Raw genomic sequence first — 19,009 nt, forward strand, 5'->3', positions numbered from 1 at the left:
GGAACGTTCAGCGGGGCCGGTCAGCGCGCGTGGCGGCGGTCCGCGGAGAACGGGCGGGGGCGCTTGCCGCGGTCGTCGGAGCCGCGCCAGTCGCCGCGCCCCCCACGGTCGTCGCCGCGCCCGCCACGGTCGTCGCCGCGGTAGCCGCGCTCGGCGCGGAAGCCACCACGCCGGTTGTCACCGGAGAAGCCACGCTCGCCCGAGAACCCGCGGTCGCCGGACGAACCACGGTCCCCGGAGGGAGCGCGGTCACCGGAGGGAGCGCGGTCACCCGAGAAGCCGCGGTCGTCGCGGGAGCCACCGCGGTCGTTCGAGTAGCCACGGTCACCGGAGAAACCGCGCTCGCCCGAGGGGCCGCGGTCGCCGTTGTAGCCGCGGTCGCCCGAGAAGCCACGGTCGTCGCGGGCGCCGCCGCGGTAACCGTCACGGCCGCCCTCACGCACGGGACGCTCGCCCTCACGGAAGGGACGCCTCGGCCGGTAGCCGCGGTCGCGGCTCTCGCCGACGGTGCGCGCCTCGTCGCCGTGCCGGCGCGGACGCCGGTCCTCGCCGCCGCCGAACGAACGCTCGCCGCCCCCGTAGGAGGGACGCTCGCCGCCGCCGAAGGGACGCTCGCCGTCCTCGTGGCGGCGCGGGCGGCGCTCGCCGTCGAAGTCGCGGCGCGGGCGGCGGTTGCGGCGCTCGGAGCCGCCGTGCCCGCCGCCGTCGCGGCGGGGCCGCAGCGGCTTGCGGACGTCGGGCTCCCACACGGGGATGGCCTCGCCGCTCGGGACGCGGGCGCCGGTCACCTCGGCGAGCCGCGGGTGCCCCGGGGTGGCCTTGAGGCGGAACGGGTGGATGCCGGCCCGGCGGGTCAGCGCGTCGGTGGAGCGCCGCTCGTTCGGCAGCACCAGCGTGACGACGGTGCCCTTCTCGCCGGCCCGCGCGGTGCGCCCGCCGCGGTGCAGGTAGCTCTTGTGGTCCTGGGGCGGGTCGAGGTGCAGCACCAGCGAGATGTTGTCCACGTGGATGCCGCGCGCCGCGACGTCGGTGCAGACCAGCACGTTGACCGAGCCCTCGCGGAACTCGGCGAGGATGCGGGTGCGCTGGTTCTGGCGCTTGCCGCCGTGCAGGCCGCCGGCCTTGACGCCGACGCGGGCGAGCTGCTTGCACAGCCGGTCCACGCCGTGCTGGGTGCGCACGAAGATGATGGTGCGGCCCTCGCGGTTGGCGATCTCGGCCGCCACGTCGAACTTCTCGTCGCGGGTGACCTGCATCACGTGGTGCTCCATCGTGTCGACCGGCGAGGTCGCGGGAGCCACGGAGTGCGTGATCGGGTTCTTGAGGAAGCGCTGCACCAGCTTGTCGACGTCGCCGTCGAGAGTGGCGGAGAACAGCAGCCGCTGCCCGTCGGCCGGGGTCTGCGCGAGCAGCTCGGTGACGACCGGGAAGAAGCCGAGGTCGCACATGTGGTCGGCCTCGTCCAGGACGCTGACCTCGACCTCGGCGAGCGAGCACTCGCCTTGACGGATCAGGTCGCCGAGCCGCCCGGGGGTGGCGATGACGAGGTCGACGCCGCGCCGCAGCGCCTCGATCTGCTTGCCCATGGACATGCCGCCGACGACAACCTTCATGCGCAGCCCGAGGCCGCGGCCGAGAGGTTCGAGGGCGTCGTGGACCTGGAGCGCGAGCTCACGGGTCGGTACGAGGATCATCGCGCGGGGCCGCCCGGGAGCGGGCCGGACGCCGGCGAGGCGCGCCATGGTGGGCAGGCCGAAGGCGAGGGTCTTGCCGGAGCCGGTCTGGCCACGGCCGAGTACGTCGTTGCCGGCCAGCACGTCGGGGATGGTGGCGCTCTGGATCGGGAAGGGGCTGTCGATGCCCTGGCGGGCCAGCCCGGAGACGAGCGGCCTGGGCAGGCCCAGGAGCTCGAACTCGGACGGGCCCGTCTCCGTGGCGGCCGCGGAGGGCGCGCTGGAGACGCTCTGCTCGTCGAGCGCGGGCATGACAGCGTCAAGCATGGTCACGAAAGTCGTGCCTTTCCGTCGAAGTGGCACGTCACTTCTGCGAAAGGACGAGCCAAGATGTACAGCATCGTGCCGTACCAGATCAGAAAAAGAGGGGGAGGATGCACCGGCGCACCGGCCGCAGGCGATGCTGAAACGCGCGATGAGGCGTCAGGTGCATCTGTTTTTCCAACGCCGGGATGTTATCGGATATTTCCCGGCCAGGTTCGGACCTTCCGAAAACCCTGATGGACACGCTGAAACGGCTGACGTCGGACGCCAGCCGCGCAGCGAAAGAGATCAGACGTTGAAGCCTAGCATACGGAGCTGCTCACGCCCCTCGTCGGTAATCTTGTCCGGGCCCCACGGCGGCAGCCAGACCCAGTTGATCTTGACGTCGGAGACCATGCCGTCGAGCGCCGAGTGCGCCTGGTCCTCGATGACGTCGGTCAGCGGGCAGGCCGCGCTGGTCAGCGTCATGTCGATGGTGGCCACGGGCTTGCCGCCGCCGGCCGGGTCGAGGTTGAGGCCGTAGACCAGGCCCAGGTCGACGACGTTGATGCCCAGCTCGGGGTCGACGACGTCCTTGAGCGCCTCCATGACCTCCTCGACGGTGATGTCACCGTCGAAGTCGGTGGTCGGCGTCTCCGTTGGCTTGCTCATTGAGCGGCACTCCTCACCACTGCGTCCTTGTAGGCCATCCAGGACAGCAACGCGCACTTCACGCGGGCCGGGAACTTGGCCACGCCCGCGAAGGCGACCGCGTCGCCGAGCACGTCCTCGTCGGCCTCCACCTGACCCCTGCCCTGCATGAGCCGGGTGAACTCGTCGACGACCGACAGCGACTCCTCGACCGACAAGCCGGTCGTCAGCTCGTGCAGCACCGAGGCGGCGGCCTGGCTGATCGAGCAGCCCTGCCCGTCGTAGGAGACGTCGAGCACCTTGCCGCCGTCCAGCTTGACCCTGAGCGTGATCTCGTCGCCGCAGGTCGGGTTGACGTGGTGGACCTCGGCGTCGTACGGCTCGCGCAGCCCGCGCCCCTGCGGGTGCTTGTAGTGCTCCAGGATCAGCTCCTGGTACATCGACTCGCCGATCATGGCTATGCGAACACCTTCTGGACGTGATGCAGGCCGCGCACCAGGGCGTCGATCTCGCCCGTGGTGTTGTACAGGTAGAACGACGCCCGCGTGGTCGCGGGTATTCCGAACCGCAGGTGCAGCGGGCGGGCACAGTGGTGCCCGACGCGCACCGCGACGCCGAACCGGTCGTCGAGGATCTGCCCGACGTCGTGCGGGTGGATGCCCTCCAGCGTGAACGACACCGTGCCGCCCCGCGCCTCCAGCGTGGCGGGCCCGATGACGCGCAGCCGCGGCACCTCGCCCAGCGCCTCCAGCGCGTAGCGGGTCAGCTCGCGCTCGTGCGCCTCGATCGCCTCCAGGCCGACCCCGGTGAGGTAGTCGACGGCGGCGCCGAGGCCGATGGCCTCGACGATCGGCGGCGTGCCGGCCTCGAACTTGTGCGGAGCCGGCGCGTAGGTCGAGTGGTCCATCCAGACCGCCTCGATCATCTCACCGCCGCCGAGGAACGGGGGCATGGCGTCGAGCAGCTCGGCCCGCGCCCACAGCACGCCGATGCCGGAGGGGCCCACCATCTTGTGGCCGGTGAAGGCCACGAAGTCGGCGTCCAGCGCGGCCACGTCCACCGGGTGGTGCGGCACGGACTGGGAGGCGTCCAGCAGGATGAGCGCGCCGGCCTCGTGGGCCCGCCTGGCCAGCTCGACCACCGGGTTGACGGTGCCGAGCACGTTGGACTGGTGGGCCACCGAGACGATCTTCGTCCGCTCGGTGATGACGCCGTCGGCCAGGTCGAGCCGGCCCTCGTCGGTGACGCCGAACCACTTCAGCGTGGCGCCGGTGCGCTGCGCGAGCAGCTGCCACGGCACGATGTTGGAGTGGTGCTCCATCTCGGTGATGACGATCTCGTCGCCGGGCCCGAGGGTGAAGCGGGGGTCGGTGTTGGCGGGGTTGCCGAAGGAGTAGGCGACGAGGTTGAGCGCCTCGGAGGCGTTCTTGGTGAAGACCACCTCGTCGCGTGACGCGCCGACGAACGCCGCGACCTTGTCGCGGGCGCCCTCGTACGCCTCCGTGGACTCCGCGCCGAGCACGTGCATGGCCCGCCCCACGTTGCTGTAGTGCAGGGCCAGATGCTCGCGCATGGTCTCGATGACCAGGTTGGGCTTCTGCGAGGAGTTGCCCGAGTCGAGGTAGACGAGCGGTCGCCCGTCGGGCAGCTCGCGGGAGAAGACCGGGAAGTCCTTCCTGATCCTCTCCACGTCCAAGCTGGTGGAAGTCATGCAGACGCCTTCGTGTACTGCTCGTAGCCCTCGGCCTCGAGCTTGTCGGCCAGCTCCGGCCCGCCCGCCTCGACGATGCGCCCGCCGGCGAAGACGTGCACGAAGTCGGGCTTCACGTAGCGCAGGATGCGGGTGTAGTGCGTGATCAGCAGCACACCGGTCTCGCCGCTCGCGCGGAAGCGGTTGATGCCCTCGGACACCACGCGCAGCGCGTCGACGTCGAGGCCGGAGTCGGTCTCGTCGAGGACGGCGATCTTCGGCTTGAGCAGCTCCATCTGGAGGATCTCGTGCCGCTTCTTCTCGCCGCCGGAGAAGCCCTCGTTGAGGTTGCGCTGGGCGAAGGCGGGGTCGATGGACAGCGCGTCCATGCCGTTCTTGAGGTCCTTGGCGAACTCGCGCAGCTTGGGCGCCTCGCCGCGGACGGAGGTGACGGCCGAGCGCAGGAAGTTCGAGACCGACACGCCGGGGACCTCGACCGGGTACTGCATGGCGAGGAACAGGCCCGCGCGGGCGCGTTCGTCGACCGACAGCTCCAGCAGGTCGACGCCGTCGAGCAGGACCTGCCCGCCGGTGACGGTGTACTTGGGATGGCCGGCGATCGCGTAGGCCAGCGTCGACTTGCCCGAGCCGTTGGGGCCCATGATGGCGTGCGTCTGGCCGGCGCTCACCGTGAGGTTGACGCCGCGCAGGATTTCCTTGTCCTCGACGGCGACGTGCAGGTCGCGAATCTCAAGGGTGGACATGATTGCTTATGACTCCTTCGAGAGCGAGACGAGGACGTCATCGCCGTCGATCTTGACTGTGTAGACGTTCACGGGCTTGATGGCGGGCGGGCCGGTCGGCTTGCCGGTGTGCACGTCGAAGCACGAGCCGTGCAGCCAGCACTCCAGCGTGTCGTCGTAGACCTCGCCCTCGCTGAGCTTGACCTCGGCGTGGGAGCAGACGTCGTGCAGGGCGAACACGCGCTCGCCCTTGCGCACCAGCGCCACTGGGGTCTCCCCCACCTCGACGCCGATCACTCCCCCGTCGGGGATGTCGGCGAGCGAGCACACCTTCTCGAAGCTCCCGGCGTCGCTCATCGCGCGAGCTCCGCCTCGACGGCGCTCATGACGCGCTCGCGCAGCTCCTCGATCTGGATCTTCTCGATGAGCTGGCCGAGGAAGCCCCGCACGACCAGGCGGCGCGCCTCGTCGTGGGGGATGCCGCGGGCCTGGAGGTAGAAGATGTGCTCGTCGTCGAGGCGGCCGGAGGCGGAGGCGTGCCCCGCTCCCGCGACCTCGCCGGTGAGGATCTCCAGGTTGGGCACCGAGTCGGCGCGGGCGCCGTCGGTGAGGATGAGGTTGCGGTTGAGCTCGTAGGTGTCGGTGCCCTCGGCCTCGACCCTGATGATCACGTCGCCGATCCAGACGGCGTGCGCCCGGTCGCCCTGCAGCGCGCCGCGGTAGTCGACGTTGCTCTTGCAGTGGGGCTGGGAGTGGTCGACCAGCAGGCGGTGCTCCAGGTGCTGCCCGGCGTCCACGAAGTAGACGCCCGACAGGTCGGCGTCGCCGCCCGGCGCGGTGTAGGCGACGCTGGGCGACAGGCGCACGAGGTCGCCGCCGAGCGTCACCACGAAGCTGCGGAAGGTCGCGTCCTTGGCGAGCTGGGCGTGGTGGTGCGAGACGTGCACGGCGTCGTCGTCCCAGTCCTGGAGGCTGACGACCTTGAGGCTGGCGCCCTCGCCGACGACGAACTCGATGTTGTCGGCGTAGACGGCGCTGCCCTTGTGGTCGAGCACGATCACGGCCTCGGCCAGCGGCTCCACCTTGACCACGAGGTGGCCGTAGGCGGCGCCGTCGCCCTCGCCGGTGAGGGTGAGCACGGTCGGCCTGGAGGCGACGGCCTCGCGCGGCACCGTGATGACGGTGGCCTTCTCGAAGCTGTTCCACGCCTGGGCGCTGACCCGGTCGGTGGGCGTGAACGCCTTGCCGACGCGGGCGTCGTCGCGGCCGACCGTCTCGACGGTGACCTCGGGGGCGGCGTCGACGTCGAGGCGGACGTGACCCGCCGCCTCGGCCTTGCCGTTGTGCAGGCCCTTCAGCCGCGTGAGCGGCGTGAACCGCCAGGCCTCCTCGCGGCCGGTCGGGACCTCGAAGTCGCCCAGGTCGTAGGACGCCTTCTCGTGCAGGGTCGACAGGGGCTTCTCGTTCAGGCCCATCAGCCGACGGCTCCTTCCATCTGCAGCTCGATCAGCCGGTTGAGCTCGAGCGCGTATTCCATGGGCAGCTCACGCGCGATCGGCTCCACGAAGCCGCGCACGATCATCGCCATCGCCTCGTCCTCGTCGAGCCCGCGGCTCATGAGGTAGAACAGCTGGTCCTCGCTGACCTTGGAGACCGTGGCCTCGTGGCCCATCGAGACGTCGTCCTCGCGGACGTCGACGTAGGGGTAGGTGTCGGAGCGGCTGATCTGGTCGACCAGCAGCGCGTCGCACTTGACGGTGCTGGCGCTGCCGTGGGCGCCCTCCTCGATCTGCACCAGACCGCGGTAGGAGGTGCGGCCGCCGCCGCGCGCCACCGACTTGGAGATGACGCTGGAGCTGGTGTTGGGCGCCAGGTGCACCATCTTGGAGCCGGCGTCCTGGTGCTGGCCCTCGCCGGCGAAGGCGACGCTCAGGGTCTCGCCCTTGGCGTGCTCGCCCATGAGGTAGACGGCCGGGTACTTCATCGTGACCTTGGAGCCGATGTTGCCGTCGATCCACTCCATGGTCGCGCCCTCGTAGGCGACGGCGCGCTTGGTGACCAGGTTGTAGACGTTGTTGGACCAGTTCTGGATGGTCGTGTAACGGCAGCGGGCGTTCTTCTTCACGATGATCTCGACGACCGCGCTGTGCAGCGAGTCGCTGGAGTAGATCGGCGCGGTGCAGCCCTCGACGTAGTGCACGTAGCTGTTCTCGTCGACGATGATGAGGGTCCGCTCGAACTGGCCCATGTTCTCGGTGTTGATCCGGAAGTAGGCCTGCAGCGGGATCTCGACCTCGACGTTCGGCGGCACGTAGATGAACGAGCCACCGGACCACACGGAGGTGTTGAGCGCCGCGAACTTGTTGTCGCCGACCGGGATCACCGAGCCGAAGTACTCCTTGAAGAGCTCCTCGTGCTCCTTCAGGCCCGTGTCGGTGTCGACGAAGATGACGCCCTTCTCCTCGAGGTCCTCACGGATCTTGTGATAGACGACCTCGGACTCGTACTGGGCGGCGACGCCGGCGATGAGGCGCTGCTTCTCGGCCTCGGGGATGCCGAGCTTGTCGTAGGTGTTCTTGATGTCGGCGGGCAGCTCGTCCCAGGAGGCGGCCTGCTTCTCCGTCGAGCGGACGAAGTACTTGATGTTGTCGAAGTCGATGTCCGTGAGGTCGGCGCCCCAGGTGGGCAGAGGCTTCTTGCCGAACAGCCGGAGACCCTTGAGGCGCAGGTCGAGCATCCACTCCGGCTCGCTCTTCAGCGCGGAGATCTCGCGGACGACCTCTTCGGACAGGCCTCGCCTGGCCGTCGCACCCGCGATGTCCGGGTCGGCCCAGCCGAACTTGTAATTCCCGAGGCCTTCCAGCTCCGGGCGGTCGGTGACAGTCACCTTCCGGTCTCCTTGCTCGTATCGTGAGGACTTTTGTCCTTGTGTGCGGATTCGCCCAGCGTCTGCGGGCTCACGTGTGTCGTGCAGACCCCGTCGCCGTGCGCGATCGTGGCCAGGCGCTGCACCGGTGTGCCGAGGAGCTGCGCGAACGCCTCTGTCTCCGCCTCGCAGAGCTGAGGGAACTCCGCAGCGGCGTGGGCCACCGGGCAGTGATGCTGGCAGAGCTGGTCTCCGCCGGACTTGGCCTTGCTGGCCGAGGCGGCGTAGCCGTCCGCCGACAGCGCCTGCGCCAGCACTTGTACGCGCTGCTCGGCCGGCACCGCCCGCATGACCGGCTCCAGCCGCTTGAGCAGGCCCGAGACCTGCGAGCGGGCGAAGTCGGTCACCGCGTCCTGCCCCATGCGATCAGCCAGGTAGCGCAGCGCGCTGCCCGCCAGGTCGTCATAGGCGTGCTCGAAGGCACTGCGCCCCGCGTCGGTGATGGCGAACAGCTTGGCCGGCCGCCCCCGCCCGCGCTGTCCGCGCGGGCGCACCGTGCGGGGCTCGATCATCCCGTCGGCCAGCAGGGCGTCGAGGTGACGCCGGACCGCGGCGGGCGTGAGCCCGAGCCGCTCGCCGAGGGCGGCGGCCGCGACGGGACCATGCTCAAGGATCAGCCGGGCGACGCGGGCACGGGTGCCGCGCTCGCTTCCGGGCTCGATCGTGGGCATGTTTTTCACAACATCAGTGTGCCGTAAATCCTTCCCGCCTCACAAACGGATCGGAGCAGCCCGGCAATGGAATTTGTCACGCAGGGTAGCCTTACCTAACTCCTGCTCGCCGCCCAGGGCCGCCCCAGGACGGCGAAGGCCACGACGGCGCAGACGATGGGACCGAGTATCACGGAGGCCATCGGCACGGCGCTGCCCTCGCCGAGGACGCCGACCAGCGGCGCCGCCGCCGCGCCCAGCGCGAACTGCAGCACGCCCATCAGCGCCGCGGCGCTGCCGGCCACCTGGGCGGGCTGCGAGCCCAGCGCCAGCGCGCCGGTGCCCGGCAGCGTCAGGCCCTGGCCCAGCATGACGACGACCAGGCCCGCCACGAGGCCCCACAGGCCGAGCCCGGTGAGCGCGGCCACCATGAGCAGGACCCCGCCCGCCAGGCTGACGGCCAGGCCCGTCACCACGAGGGCCACCGGGGGCACCCGCCCCGCCAGCCGGCCGCCGACCTGGGCCATGCCGGTGAGGGCGAGGGCGTTGAGCCCGAAGACGAGGGAGTACTGCGTCGGGGTGGCGCCGTAGATCTCCTGCAGCACGAACGGCGAGCCCGCGATGTAGCCGAACATCGAGGCGAAGGCCAGGCCGCCGGTGAGCGCGTACCCCATGAACGAGCGGTCGCGCAGCAGCTGCCAGAAGGTCCTGACGGTGTGCCCGAGCCCGCCGCTCTCGCGGCTGCCGGCCGGCAGCGTCTCGCGCACCCCCGCGAGCACCGCGACCAGCAGCACGAGGCCGGCCAGGCTGAGCGCCACGAAGACGCCCCGCCACGAGGTGAACGCCAGCAGCTGCGCCCCCGCGATCGGGGCGAGGATCGGCGCCAGGCCGCTGACCAGCATGAGCGTGGCGAAGATGCGGGCGATGGCGGCGCCGTCGTACAGGTCGCGCACCACGGCGCGCACGATGACCAGGGCCGCCCCGCCGAGCATGCCCTGCAGCAGGCGGAAGGCGATGAGCATCGGCACCGACGGCGCGAACGCGCACAGCAGCGAGGCGGCCATGAACCCGGCCACGCCCACCAGCAGCGGCACCCGCCGCCCGCGCACGTCGCTGACCGGGCCGGCGATGACCTGCCCGACCGACACGCCGATGAGGCAGGAGGTGAGGGTGAGCTGGACCTGGGCGGGGCCGCTCAGCATCTCGGAGGTGATGGCGGGCAGCGCGGGGAGGTACATGTCGATGGAGAGCGGCCCGATGGCCGAGAGCGCGCCGAGGATCACCAGGAGCAGCGCCCTGCGGCTCTTCTTCTCGGCTCCGACGGCGGTGGATGTGGCGGTGGCCACGGACATGCGTGAACCCTCTCTCCTCGCGAACCAGGTGGCCCACGAGGGCCGAGGCACGGCAACCGCTGTCCGATCCTCCTAATTCCCAATTATCAGATATTTCGTCAATTTTCCATGAACAGCCCTCGCCGCACCGGCTCACCTGCGGCCCGGACCGCCCCGCGCAGTCCTTACACTCGTCGTCATGGAATCCCCAGCCGTCGAGATCCTCGACCTGGTCAAACGTTACGGCGCCGCCACCGCGCTCGACGGCCTCGCCCTGCGCGCCGAGCGCGGCGCGGTCACGGCCGTCCTCGGCCCCAACGGCGCGGGCAAGACGACCACGGTCGAGATCTGCGAGGGGTTCCGCACCGCCGACGCGGGCACCGTACGGGTGCTGGGGCTGGCCCCCGAGCATCCCGAGCTGCGCGCCAGGGTCGGCGTCATGCTCCAGTCCGGCGGGGTGCCGCCGGCGGTGCGCTGCGGCGAGTGGCTGCGCCTGGTCGCGCGCTTCCACGCCCGGCCGCTCGACCCCGGCGCGCTGCTGACCCGGCTCGGGCTCGCCGGCCACGCCCGCACCCCCTTCCGCCGCATGTCGGGCGGGCAGCAGCAGCGGCTGTCGCTGGCCGCCGCCGTCATCGGCCGCCCCGAGCTGGTCTTCCTCGACGAGCCCACCGCCGGCCTCGACCCGCAGGCGAGACACGCCTGCTGGGAGCTGGTGGGCGAGCTGCGCTCCGCCGGGGTGTCGGTGGTGCTCACCACCCACCACATGGACGAGGCCGAACGCCTTGCCGACCACGTGGTCATCATCGACCAGGGCCGGGTGGTCGCCGAGGGCACGCCCGCCTCGCTGACCGGCGCCGAGCGGCAGCTCAGGTTCCGCGCCCGGCCGGGGCTGACGCTGGAGGAGCTGCTCAACGCGCTCCCCGCGGGCAGCGCGGCCAAGGAGTCGCCGGCCGGCCACTACATCATCGAGGGCCAGGTCGGCCCCGAGCTGCTGGCCACCGTCACCGCCTGGTGCGCCGCCGAGGGCGTCACGGCCGACGACCTGCGCATCGAGCGGCGCACCCTTGAGGACGTCTTCCTGGAGCTGACCGGCAGGGAGCTGCGATGAGCGCGTACGAGCGGGCCACGGGCGCGCTGGACCTCACCCCCGCGCCGGGAGCGGCGCCGTTCCCGCGCATGGTGCTGGCGCAGGCCGGCGCCGAGCTGCGGGCCACCCTGCGCAACGGCGAGCAGCTCCTGCTCACCCTGATCATCCCGGTGCTGCTGCTGGTGGGCTTCTCGCTGGCCCCGCTGATCGACCTGGGCGGCGGGCGGCGCGTCGACTTCCTCGTGCCCGGCGTGCTGGCCCTCGCGGTGATGTCCACGGCCTTCACCGGGCAGGCCATCGCGACCGGCTTCGAACGCCGCTACGGCGTGCTCAAGCGGCTCGGCGCGACCCCGCTGACGCGGTCCGGGCTCATGCTGGCCAAGACCCTGGCGGTGCTGGCCGTGGAGGCCATCCAGGCGGTGGTGATCGTGGCCGTCGGGCTGGCGCTGGGCTGGCGGCCGCAAGGGTCGTTCCTGGCCGTGGCGCTGCTGATCGTGGCAGGCACGGCGGCCTTCAGCGGCCTCGGCCTGCTCATGGCGGGCACCCTGCGCGCGGAGGCCACGCTGGCCGCCGCCAACCTCGTCTACCTGGTGCTGCTCGGGGCCGGCGGGGTGGTCTTCCCGCTGACGAAGTTCCCCGAGAGCGTACGGCCGGCGCTGGAGGTGCTGCCGATCTCGGCGCTGACCGACGGGCTGCGCGCGGTGCTCGCCGAGGGGGCGGCGCTGCCGCTCGTCCCTCTGGGCGTGCTGACGGCCTGGGCGGTGCTGTCGCTGGGGCTGGTGTCGCGGACGTTCCGCTGGGAGTGACCCTGGCGGCCGTCAGCCCGCGCGTACGCCGCCGTAGCGGCGGCGGGTGAGCGCGGCCACGGCGGTCAGCGGCGCCGCCGCGGCGGCGGCCAGCCCGAACAGCAGCGGGTAGCGGCCCGCCTCGGCCAGCGGCCCGGCCGCCCACGAGGAGACGGCGCTGCCGACGAAGAGCGCGGCGGCGAAGAACGCGATCGTGGTGCCCCTGGCCCGCGGCACCACCGACGTGGCCCAGGTCTGCAGCGAGGAGTGCAGGAACGACCAGCCGCCGCCGAGCAGCAGCGCGGTGACGGCCACGGTGACCAGGTTCACCCGCGCCGCGGCCAGCGCGAAGCCGGCGACGAGCTGCGCCCCGCCCACGGTCATCAGCAGCGGCGCGGGCCAGCGTCCCGACAGCCGCTTGACCAGCCTCGCCTGCGCCCAGAGCCCGATACCGTACGCGGTGATGCCGAGCCCGGCGAGGGCGGCGGCGACGCCGGAGTGCTCCAGCGCGGGGGCGAGGAACGGCATCACGCCGAGTATGATCGCGCCCTCGGCGAAGGCGAGCGCGAAGACCAGCAGCGCCCAGCGGTGCCCGAGCACCAGGCCGAGGAAGCGCCGCACGCCCGCCGGCGCGCCGTCGCGGGGCGGCTCGGGCAGCGAGCGCAGGGCCAGCGCGCAGGCCAGGGCGCAGACGGCGGGCACGGTGAAGGCGGCCCGCCAGCTCACCAGCCCGGCGAGCGCGCCGCCGAGCCCGGTGGCGAGGGCGGTGCCGAGCGCGGTCGCGCTCATGAGGTCGGTGAGCGCGCGCTGCCGGAGCGCGGGCCGTACGGTGTCGCCCACGTACGTGAGCCCGGTCGGGATCACCGCGCCGAAGCAGGCGCCGGTCACGACCCGGGCGGCCACCAGCGCCCAGAGCGCGGGCATGAGCGCCGAGACCAGCCCCGCCACGGCCGCGCCCGCCAGCGCGCCGCGCATGACCCGCACCCGCCCGAACCGGTCCGACAGCACGCCCCACAGCGGCTGGGTGAGCCCGTAGGCCAGGTAGTAGCCGCTGGCCGCGGTGACCGACGCCGACAGCGGCACGCCGAGGTCGGTGGCGATCACGACGAGCATGGGGCTGACGGCGAAGCGGTCGAAGCTGCTGACGAACGAGGCGGCGGACACGCCCAGCGGAGGAGCGGCGAGGCTGACGGTGGGGGCGGGGGCGGCGTCCATGACGTACCACTCTAAACGTGCCCCTAAGTGCGGAAATGTCGTCCATCCCGAGTAGGCTCTACCGGTCCGCTGTTCATCCCACCTTTCCGCGAGGAGCCTCGTGACCGCCTTCGCCCTGGACGACTCGTTCGAGCGCGGCCCCGGCCTGCCGCGGCCGGGCAGCGTGCTGCGCGCGGCGGCCGACTCGATCCCGCCGTCCTCGCTGGTGGTGCTGGCGATCTTCTCGGTGCAGCTCGGCGCGGGCCTGGCCAAGGAGCTGTTCGCGGTGCTGCCGCCGAGCGCGGTGGTGTTCGTGCGCATCGCGGCCGGCGCGCTCATCATGGGGGCCTTCGTCCGGCCGCGGCTGAAGGGGCTGTCCTGGCGTGACTGGGCGGTCGGCGTCGGGTTCGGCCTGACGCTGGCGCTGATGAACCTGTCGTTCTACGAGGCGCTGGCGCGGCTGCCGATGGGCATCGCCGTGGCGATCGAGTTCCTGGGGCCGCTGGGGGTGGCCGTCGCGGCCTCGCGGCGGCGGATCGACCTGCTGTGGGTGGCCCTGGCGGGCACCGGCGTGGCGCTGCTCGCGCCCTGGGGCGATCCGGCCGCGGCGAGCTGGCTCGGCATCGGCTTCGCGCTGGTGGCCGGGGCCTGCTGGGCGGGCTACATCCTGCTGTCGGCGGCGGCCGGGCGGCGCTTCCCGGGGACGAGCGGTCTGGCGTTCGCCATGATGGTGTCGGCCGTGGTGATCGCCCCGGTCGGGGTCACGACCGGCGGGGCCGACCTGCTGCGGCCGGAGTTGCTGCTCATCGGGGTGGGCGTGGGGCTGCTGTCGTCGGTGATCCCGTACTCGCTGGAGCTGCAGGCGCTGCGGCGCATGCCGCCGCGGGTGTTCGGCATCCTGATGAGCCTGGAGCCGGCCGTGGCGGCGCTGATCGGCGTGCTGCTGCTGAGCGAGATCCTGCACGCGCAGCACTGGGTGGCGATCGTCTGCGTGGTCGCCGCCAGCCTGGGCTCGACCAGGCGCGGAAAGGCGTAGCGGCAGGCCCGGAGGAAGGCGCAGGAGGAGGGGTCCGCCGCGCGCCCCGGGACGGGAACTCGCGGGCGCGCGGCGGAGGGCTCGGCGTCGATGGGCGGGGTGGTGCCGAGCCCGAGGAAGGCCAGCGGAGGGCGGGATTCCGCGTGACCGAGCGTGTGGGGTGCCGCCCCGTCTTCCCACGCGGTCTCCTCGCGCGGGGAGCGCGGCCGGCCGGCCGCGGGGGCGGTGGTTGCGGGCCCTGCGGTGTCTTCCGGCGGGCCCGCAATGAGATTACCTCGCGGGGGAATCGCTCGATCCCCGAATGTCCAAACTCGTGCGCCGGATCCTCGGGGTCAGGATTCGGCGTGCGCGGCCCAGATGCCGCGGACGTGGCCGATGTGCTCGTCCATGAGCCGGGCCACGGCCTCGCCGTCGCCGCCGGCGAGCGCGTCGAGGAGCGCGAGGTGCTCGCGGGCGGAGTCGCCGAGCGCGTCGCGTTCGGAGAGCTGGGACAGGCCGTAGAGCCGGGCCCGGTTGCGCAGGTCGCGCACGACGGACACCAGGCGCGCGTTGCCGGACAGCGCCAGCAGCTCGACGTGGAAGCGCAGGTCGGCGTCGACGTAGGCGAGCAGGTCGCCGGCCTCGCCGGCGACGACGATCTCCTCGGCGATCGGCCGCAGCCGCTCGAACGCGGCGGCCTCCAGCGTGCCGGCGAGCCTCGCCACCGTCGGCACCTCGATGAGGCGGCGCAGCTCGGTCAGCTCGTCGAGGTCGCGGTCGGACAGCTCGGTCACCCGGAAGCCCTTGTTGCGGACCGCCTCGACCAGGCCCTCCTTGGCCAGGTCGAGCATGGCCTCCCGGACGGGGGTGGCCGAGACGCCGAACTGGGCGGCCAGCACCGGGGCGGAGTAGACCACGCCAGGCCGCATCTCGCCGGCGATCAGCGCGGCGCGCAGCGCCTGCGCCACCTGCTCGCGCAGGCTCTGGCGCTCTCCCACCGCCGGCAGGTCGAGCCGGTCTGCGGCAGCCATCCGCCCTCCCTGTCTACGCTCCCTCGCCGGGTTCGCCGCCCGCCCATGCCTCGTAGGCCGCGGCGGCCACCACGAGGTCCTCCCACGCCATGCCGGTGCTCTTGAACACCCGCGGCCCGGAGCCCACCGGCACCGCGCCCGCGACCAGCTCGGCGAGGTTGCCCGCGAGATGACCAGAGGTGATCGTACCGTGGCGGATCGGAACGATCACATCGCCGGCCTCCTCCAGCGCCGCCGAGCGCGCCTCGACGACCACGGTGGCGCGGGCGACGAGGTCGCCGTCCAGCTCGCGGGCGTCGGGCTCGTGGGAGCCGACGGCGACGACGGTGACGCCGTCGCGGGCGAGCTTACCGGGGAACAGCGGTTCCCTGGCGGTCGTGCAGCAGGCGATCAGGTCGGCCTCCGCCACGGCCGCCGCGACGGCGCGGGCCTCCTCGTGGCCGTGGGCGCGGGCGGGCAGTCCCGCGGCCCGGCAGCGCCCGGCCAGGGCGGCGGCGCGGCCGGGGTCGCGGCCGACGACCGTGACGCCGGTGACCGGGCGGACCTCGCGCAGGGCGAGGACGTGCCCCCACGCCTGCGGCCCGCTGCCGAAGACGACGAGCCGGCCGCCCTCCGGCCTCGCCAGGTGGCGGACGGCCAGCGCGGAGACCGCCGGGGTGCGCAGCGAGGTGAGCGCGAGGCCGTCCAGCGCGGCCAGCGGGGCCAGTGTGGCGCCGTCGAGCAGCAGGTACGTCCCCTGGATGCGGGGCAGCCCGCGCTCCGGGTTGGCGGGCGCGATGGAGACGGCCTTGACGCCGGCGTAGCGGCCGGTGGCCGCGGGCATGAGCAGGAGCTGCCCGGCGGGCACGGCCACGGCGGACCGCTGCGGGGTGGCCTCCGGGTCGAGCCCGGCGCGCAGGGCGTCCTCCAGGACCTGTACGGCCCGGCCCATCGGCACCAGCCGCTCGACCGTGGCGGCGTCGAGGTACGGCAGATCACTCATCGCAGCACGAACCCCCTTCCTATCGGGTCCTCGGGATCCAGCTCGAACACGTGCCGCCCGGTCCGGTACGCCATGCCCTCGATCTCGGGCACGACCCCCTCCGCGACGACCCCGGCCACCCGGGCGACGAAGGAGCTGCCGACGACGCTGTGGTGCACCAGCGTGCCGCGCAGCCCGGCGTCGTGCAGCAGCGCGAGCCGGGCGGCGGTGCCCGAGCCGCAGGGCGAGCGGTCCACCTCGCCGTCGGCGAAGACGGTGACGTTGCGCTGGTGCGCGGCGCCGTCCGCGTCCGGCAGCTCGTCGTGGAAGATCACGCCGTAGACGCCGGACAGCCGGTCGTCGTCCGGGTGCCGGGTGGCCGGATGCCCGGCCAGCGCGGCCTTGATCCGCCGGGCGTGCCCGACGAGCGCGGTCAGGTGCCGGGGCTCCACGGACAGGCCCACGGCGGCGGCCGGCAGCGAGGCGTAGATCGCGCCGCCGTAGGCCAGGTCCACCCGGACGCCGGCCGCCGGCACGTCCCGCGCGAGCACGTACGACGGCACGTTCACGAACGTGACCCCCCGCACCCGGCCGCCGTAGGTGCGCACCCGGGCGGTGACCCGCCCGGACGGCACGTCGACCACCACGTCGGTCACGCCGTCCGCCGGGGCCGCCACCAGGCCCTCGTGCACGGCGTACGCGCCGAGCGCGATGGTGCCGTGGCCGCAGGCGGTGGAGAAGCCGTCCTTGTGCCAGAAGAGCGCCCCGAGGTGCGCTCCGGGGTCGTCGGGCGGGACCAGGAAGCAGCCGTACATGTCGGCGTGGCCGCGCGGCTCGTGGCAGAGCAGCCGGCGCAGGTCGTCGGCCTTCTCCATGGCGGCGATCCGGCGGGCGGGCACGTCCTCGCCGGGCAGGTCGGGCCCGCCGCCGGTGACGATGCGGAACGGCTCGCCGCCGGTGTGGTAGTCGACGGTGGTGATCACAGTTCGAAGCCCTCCGGGAAGGGGTCGCGCGGGTCGAGGAAGTACTGGGCGGTGCCGGTGACCCAGGCCCGGCCGGTGATCGACGGCAGGACGGCGGGCGCGCCGCCCACCTCGCTCTCCCCCAGCAGCCGCCCGACGAAGCGGGTGCCGATGAAGGACTCGTTGACGAAGTCCCGCTCCAGGGGCAGCTCGCCGCGGGCGTGGAGCTGGGCCATGCGGGCGCTGGTGCCGGTGCCGCACGGGGAGCGGTCGAACCAGCCGGGGTGGATGGCCATGGCGTGCCGCGAGTGGCGGGCGTCGGAGCCGGGGGCGGCGAAGTAGACGTGGTGGCAGCCCTGGATGCGCGGGTCCTCGCGGTGCACGGGCCGGTCGGCGGCGTTGATCGCCTCCATGGTCGCCAGGCCGGCGGCGATGATCTCGTTCTTGGCCTTGCGGTCGAAGGGCAGGCCGTAGGCGTCGAGGTCGACGATGGCGTAGAAGTTGCCGCCGTAGGCGAGGTCGTACGGGATCTCGCCGAAGCCCGGCACGGTGACGGCGGCGCCGAGCCGGTCGCAGTAGGAGGGCACGTTGCGCAGGGTCACCGACATGGCCATGCCGTCCTCGACGGCGACGTCCGCCTCGACCAGCCCGGCGGGGACCTCCAGGCGGACGGTGGTGACCGGCTCGGTCACCTCGACCATGCCGGTCTCGACCAGCACGGTGGCCACGCCGATGGTGCCGTGGCCGCACATCGGCAGCAGCCCCGACACCTCGATGAACAGCACGCCGAAGTCGGCGTCCGGCCGGGTGGGCGGCTGGAGGATCGCGCCGCTCATCGCGGCGTGGCCGCGGGGCTCGTTCATGAGCAGCTTGCGGATGTGGTCGAGGTGGTCGCGGAAGTGGACCCGCCGCTCGGCCATGGTGGCGCCGGGGATCACGCCGACGCCGCCGGTGATGACGCGGGTGGGCATGCCCTCGGTGTGCGAGTCGACGGCGTGGAAGACGCGCGTGGTTCTCATGCCGGAGTCCTCACCTCAGCCCTTCCGCGAGCACCTTCTCCGTGGCGGCCCTGACCGCCGCGGCCTGCTCGCCGGTGAGCGGCTGCCGCGGCTGGCGGCAGGGGCCGCCGCGCCGGCCGGCCAGGTCCATGGACAGCTTGATCGCCTGGACGAACTCCGTCTTGGAGTCCCAGCGCAGCAACGGGTGCAGCGTACGGTACAGCGGCAGCGCGGTGGCGAGGTCCCCCGCGACGGCGGCCCGGTAGAGGGCGGAGGTGGAGGCGGGCAGGGCGTTGGGGTAGCCGGCCACCCAGCCGGTCGCGCCGGCCACGGCCAGCTCCAGCAGCACGTCGTCGGCGCCGATGAGCAGGTCCAGCCCGGGGGCCAGCTCGGCCAGCTCGTACGCCCGCCGCACGTCCCCGCTGAACTCCTTGACCGCCACGATCAGGCCCTCCTCGTGCAGCCGGGCCAGCAGCGCGGGGGTGAGGTCGACCTTGGTGTCGTAGGGGTTGTTGTAGGCCACGACCGGCAGCCCGGCCCCGGCCACCTCGCGGTAGTGGGCGAGGACGGCCCGCTCGTCGGCGCGGTAGGCGTTGGGGGGCAGCAGGAGCACCGAGCCGCAGCCGGCCTCGCGGGCCTGCTCGGCCCAGCGGCGGGACTCGGCGGCGCCGTACGCGCCGGCTCCGGCCATGACGTTGGCGCCGCCGACGGCGGCGACCGCGGTCTCGACGACCGCGGCGCGCTCCTCGGCGGTGAGCGTCTGGTACTCGCCGAGCGAGCCGTTGACCACGACGCCGTCACAGCCGTTGTCGACGAGCCAGCGGCAGTGGCCGGCGTAGCCGTCGAGGTCGACGGACAGGTCGTCGCGCAGGGGAAGCGCGGTGGCGACCATGACGCCGCGCCAGGGCTTGCGTTCCACCAGGGCCATCAGGGGTTCCTCCAGGGACGGGTCCACCGCTTACGCCAGTAATATGTCACATACCTCATGGCGTGAGAAGCCCCCTTGCCG

General features: G+C 72.7%; 19 protein-coding genes. 3 read left to right on the forward strand and 16 right to left on the reverse strand.

The window, feature by feature from the left end; genetic code table 11:
• Nucleotides 1-20: 20 nt before the first annotated feature.
• The 10 genes from Nocox_RS26850 to Nocox_RS26895 all read right to left on the reverse strand — a co-directional run bounded on the left by Nocox_RS26850 (nucleotide 21) and on the right by Nocox_RS26895 (nucleotide 9,988).
• Nucleotides 21-2,000, reverse strand: a complete 1,980-nt coding sequence (locus Nocox_RS26850) for a DEAD/DEAH box helicase (RefSeq protein ID WP_157383202.1) — start codon at nucleotides 1,998-2,000, stop codon at nucleotides 21-23.
• 285 nt (nucleotides 2,001-2,285) lie between these two features.
• Entirely contained in the window at nucleotides 2,286-2,648 is a 363-nt protein-coding gene (locus Nocox_RS26855) for a metal-sulfur cluster assembly factor (RefSeq protein WP_020544807.1), read from the reverse strand.
• Nucleotides 2,645-3,082, reverse strand: coding sequence for a Fe-S cluster assembly sulfur transfer protein SufU (sufU, locus tag Nocox_RS26860; protein WP_020544806.1), 438 nt, complete (start codon nucleotides 3,080-3,082; stop codon nucleotides 2,645-2,647). Before sufU ends, Nocox_RS26855 begins: the two co-directional genes overlap by 4 nt.
• Nucleotides 3,083-3,084: 2 nt before the next feature.
• A complete protein-coding gene (locus Nocox_RS26865) occupies nucleotides 3,085-4,338 on the reverse strand; it encodes a cysteine desulfurase (RefSeq protein WP_033409893.1) in 1,254 nt (417 codons plus the stop codon).
• Nucleotides 4,335-5,081 (reverse strand): Fe-S cluster assembly ATPase SufC, encoded by a 747-nt coding sequence (gene sufC, locus Nocox_RS26870; RefSeq protein ID WP_020544804.1) that lies wholly within the window; start codon nucleotides 5,079-5,081, stop codon nucleotides 4,335-4,337. Before sufC ends, Nocox_RS26865 begins: the two co-directional genes overlap by 4 nt.
• Before the next feature lie 6 nt (nucleotides 5,082-5,087).
• Nucleotides 5,088-5,417, reverse strand: coding sequence for a non-heme iron oxygenase ferredoxin subunit (locus Nocox_RS26875; protein WP_020544803.1), 330 nt, complete (start codon nucleotides 5,415-5,417; stop codon nucleotides 5,088-5,090).
• Nucleotides 5,414-6,535, reverse strand: a complete 1,122-nt coding sequence (sufD, locus tag Nocox_RS26880; protein WP_020544802.1) for a Fe-S cluster assembly protein SufD — start codon at nucleotides 6,533-6,535, stop codon at nucleotides 5,414-5,416. The genes Nocox_RS26875 and sufD overlap by 4 nt, the downstream gene beginning before the upstream one ends.
• Nucleotides 6,535-7,947 (reverse strand): Fe-S cluster assembly protein SufB, encoded by a 1,413-nt coding sequence (gene sufB, locus Nocox_RS26885; protein WP_020544801.1) that lies wholly within the window; start codon nucleotides 7,945-7,947, stop codon nucleotides 6,535-6,537. Before sufB ends, sufD begins: the two co-directional genes overlap by 1 nt.
• The gene (locus Nocox_RS26890; RefSeq protein WP_020544800.1) at nucleotides 7,944-8,657 is read right to left on the reverse strand and encodes a helix-turn-helix transcriptional regulator; all 714 of its coding nucleotides are present in this window, start codon (nucleotides 8,655-8,657) and stop codon (nucleotides 7,944-7,946) included. The genes sufB and Nocox_RS26890 overlap by 4 nt, the downstream gene beginning before the upstream one ends.
• Before the next feature lie 95 nt (nucleotides 8,658-8,752).
• Complete coding sequence (locus Nocox_RS26895; protein ID WP_020544799.1) at nucleotides 8,753-9,988, reverse strand: multidrug effflux MFS transporter; 1,236 nt, start codon at nucleotides 9,986-9,988, stop codon at nucleotides 8,753-8,755.
• Nucleotides 9,989-10,166: 178 nt separating this feature from the next.
• On the opposite strand from Nocox_RS26895, the gene Nocox_RS26900 reads away from it, so the two are divergent.
• Together Nocox_RS26900 and Nocox_RS26905 are read left to right on the forward strand one after the other, a co-directional pair.
• Nucleotides 10,167-11,075: an ABC transporter ATP-binding protein gene (locus Nocox_RS26900; protein WP_020544798.1), complete on the forward strand. Its 909-nt coding sequence runs from the start codon at nucleotides 10,167-10,169 to the stop codon at nucleotides 11,073-11,075.
• Entirely contained in the window at nucleotides 11,072-11,860 is a 789-nt protein-coding gene (locus Nocox_RS26905) for an ABC transporter permease (protein WP_020544797.1), read from the forward strand. Before Nocox_RS26900 ends, Nocox_RS26905 begins: the two co-directional genes overlap by 4 nt.
• Nucleotides 11,861-11,872: 12 nt before the next feature.
• Here Nocox_RS26905 and Nocox_RS26910 read toward each other — a convergent pair whose 3' ends face one another.
• Nucleotides 11,873-13,054 carry an MFS transporter gene (locus Nocox_RS26910; protein WP_020544796.1) on the reverse strand — a complete coding sequence of 394 codons (1,182 nt, stop codon included), beginning with the start codon at nucleotides 13,052-13,054 and terminating at the stop codon, nucleotides 11,873-11,875.
• A gap of 100 nt (nucleotides 13,055-13,154) precedes the next feature.
• Between Nocox_RS26910 and Nocox_RS26915 the strand changes: the two genes are divergently transcribed.
• Complete coding sequence (locus tag Nocox_RS26915) at nucleotides 13,155-14,069, forward strand: EamA family transporter (RefSeq protein WP_020544795.1); 915 nt, start codon at nucleotides 13,155-13,157, stop codon at nucleotides 14,067-14,069.
• A gap of 332 nt (nucleotides 14,070-14,401) precedes the next feature.
• Here Nocox_RS26915 and Nocox_RS26920 read toward each other — a convergent pair whose 3' ends face one another.
• The 5 genes from Nocox_RS26920 to Nocox_RS26940 are packed head-to-tail and all read right to left on the reverse strand — an operon-like array spanning nucleotide 14,402 to nucleotide 18,928.
• On the reverse strand, nucleotides 14,402-15,079 hold the full coding sequence (locus Nocox_RS26920) for a GntR family transcriptional regulator (protein ID WP_020544794.1): 678 nt from the start codon (nucleotides 15,077-15,079) through the stop codon (nucleotides 14,402-14,404).
• Between the two features lie 13 nt (nucleotides 15,080-15,092).
• Nucleotides 15,093-16,061, reverse strand: a complete 969-nt coding sequence (locus Nocox_RS26925) for an ornithine cyclodeaminase family protein (protein WP_020544793.1) — start codon at nucleotides 16,059-16,061, stop codon at nucleotides 15,093-15,095.
• Complete coding sequence (locus Nocox_RS26930) at nucleotides 16,058-17,023, reverse strand: proline racemase family protein (RefSeq protein ID WP_020544792.1); 966 nt, start codon at nucleotides 17,021-17,023, stop codon at nucleotides 16,058-16,060. The genes Nocox_RS26925 and Nocox_RS26930 overlap by 4 nt, the downstream gene beginning before the upstream one ends.
• Nucleotides 17,020-18,021 carry a proline racemase family protein gene (locus tag Nocox_RS26935; protein ID WP_020544791.1) on the reverse strand — a complete coding sequence of 334 codons (1,002 nt, stop codon included), beginning with the start codon at nucleotides 18,019-18,021 and terminating at the stop codon, nucleotides 17,020-17,022. Before Nocox_RS26935 ends, Nocox_RS26930 begins: the two co-directional genes overlap by 4 nt.
• Before the next feature lie 10 nt (nucleotides 18,022-18,031).
• On the reverse strand, nucleotides 18,032-18,928 hold the full coding sequence (locus tag Nocox_RS26940; protein ID WP_026214671.1) for a dihydrodipicolinate synthase family protein: 897 nt from the start codon (nucleotides 18,926-18,928) through the stop codon (nucleotides 18,032-18,034).
• Nucleotides 18,929-19,009: the final 81 nt, after the last annotated feature.

The sequence above is a fragment of the Nonomuraea coxensis DSM 45129 genome, from assembly GCF_019397265.1.
Classification (GTDB): domain Bacteria; phylum Actinomycetota; class Actinomycetes; order Streptosporangiales; family Streptosporangiaceae; genus Nonomuraea; species Nonomuraea coxensis.

Coding starts and splice junctions, on each gene's coding strand:
- Nocox_RS26850 (WP_157383202.1), bottom strand. CDS start 2,000: ATGCTTGACGCTGTCATGCCCGCGCTCGACGAGCAGAGCGTCTCCAGC.
- Nocox_RS26855 (WP_020544807.1), bottom strand. CDS start 2,648: ATGAGCAAGCCAACGGAGACGCCGACCACCGACTTCGACGGTGACATC.
- sufU (WP_020544806.1), bottom strand. CDS start 3,082: ATGATCGGCGAGTCGATGTACCAGGAGCTGATCCTGGAGCACTACAAG.
- Nocox_RS26865 (WP_033409893.1), bottom strand. CDS start 4,338: ATGACTTCCACCAGCTTGGACGTGGAGAGGATCAGGAAGGACTTCCCG.
- sufC (WP_020544804.1), bottom strand. CDS start 5,081: ATGTCCACCCTTGAGATTCGCGACCTGCACGTCGCCGTCGAGGACAAG.
- Nocox_RS26875 (WP_020544803.1), bottom strand. CDS start 5,417: ATGAGCGACGCCGGGAGCTTCGAGAAGGTGTGCTCGCTCGCCGACATC.
- sufD (WP_020544802.1), bottom strand. CDS start 6,535: ATGGGCCTGAACGAGAAGCCCCTGTCGACCCTGCACGAGAAGGCGTCC.
- Nocox_RS26890 (WP_020544800.1), bottom strand. CDS start 8,657: ATGCCCACGATCGAGCCCGGAAGCGAGCGCGGCACCCGTGCCCGCGTC.
- Nocox_RS26895 (WP_020544799.1), bottom strand. CDS start 9,988: ATGTCCGTGGCCACCGCCACATCCACCGCCGTCGGAGCCGAGAAGAAG.
- Nocox_RS26900 (WP_020544798.1), top strand. CDS start 10,167: ATGGAATCCCCAGCCGTCGAGATCCTCGACCTGGTCAAACGTTACGGC.
- Nocox_RS26905 (WP_020544797.1), top strand. CDS start 11,072: ATGAGCGCGTACGAGCGGGCCACGGGCGCGCTGGACCTCACCCCCGCG.
- Nocox_RS26910 (WP_020544796.1), bottom strand. CDS start 13,054: ATGGACGCCGCCCCCGCCCCCACCGTCAGCCTCGCCGCTCCTCCGCTG.
- Nocox_RS26920 (WP_020544794.1), bottom strand. CDS start 15,079: ATGGCTGCCGCAGACCGGCTCGACCTGCCGGCGGTGGGAGAGCGCCAG.
- Nocox_RS26925 (WP_020544793.1), bottom strand. CDS start 16,061: ATGAGTGATCTGCCGTACCTCGACGCCGCCACGGTCGAGCGGCTGGTG.
- Nocox_RS26935 (WP_020544791.1), bottom strand. CDS start 18,021: ATGAGAACCACGCGCGTCTTCCACGCCGTCGACTCGCACACCGAGGGC.
- Nocox_RS26940 (WP_026214671.1), bottom strand. CDS start 18,928: ATGGCCCTGGTGGAACGCAAGCCCTGGCGCGGCGTCATGGTCGCCACC.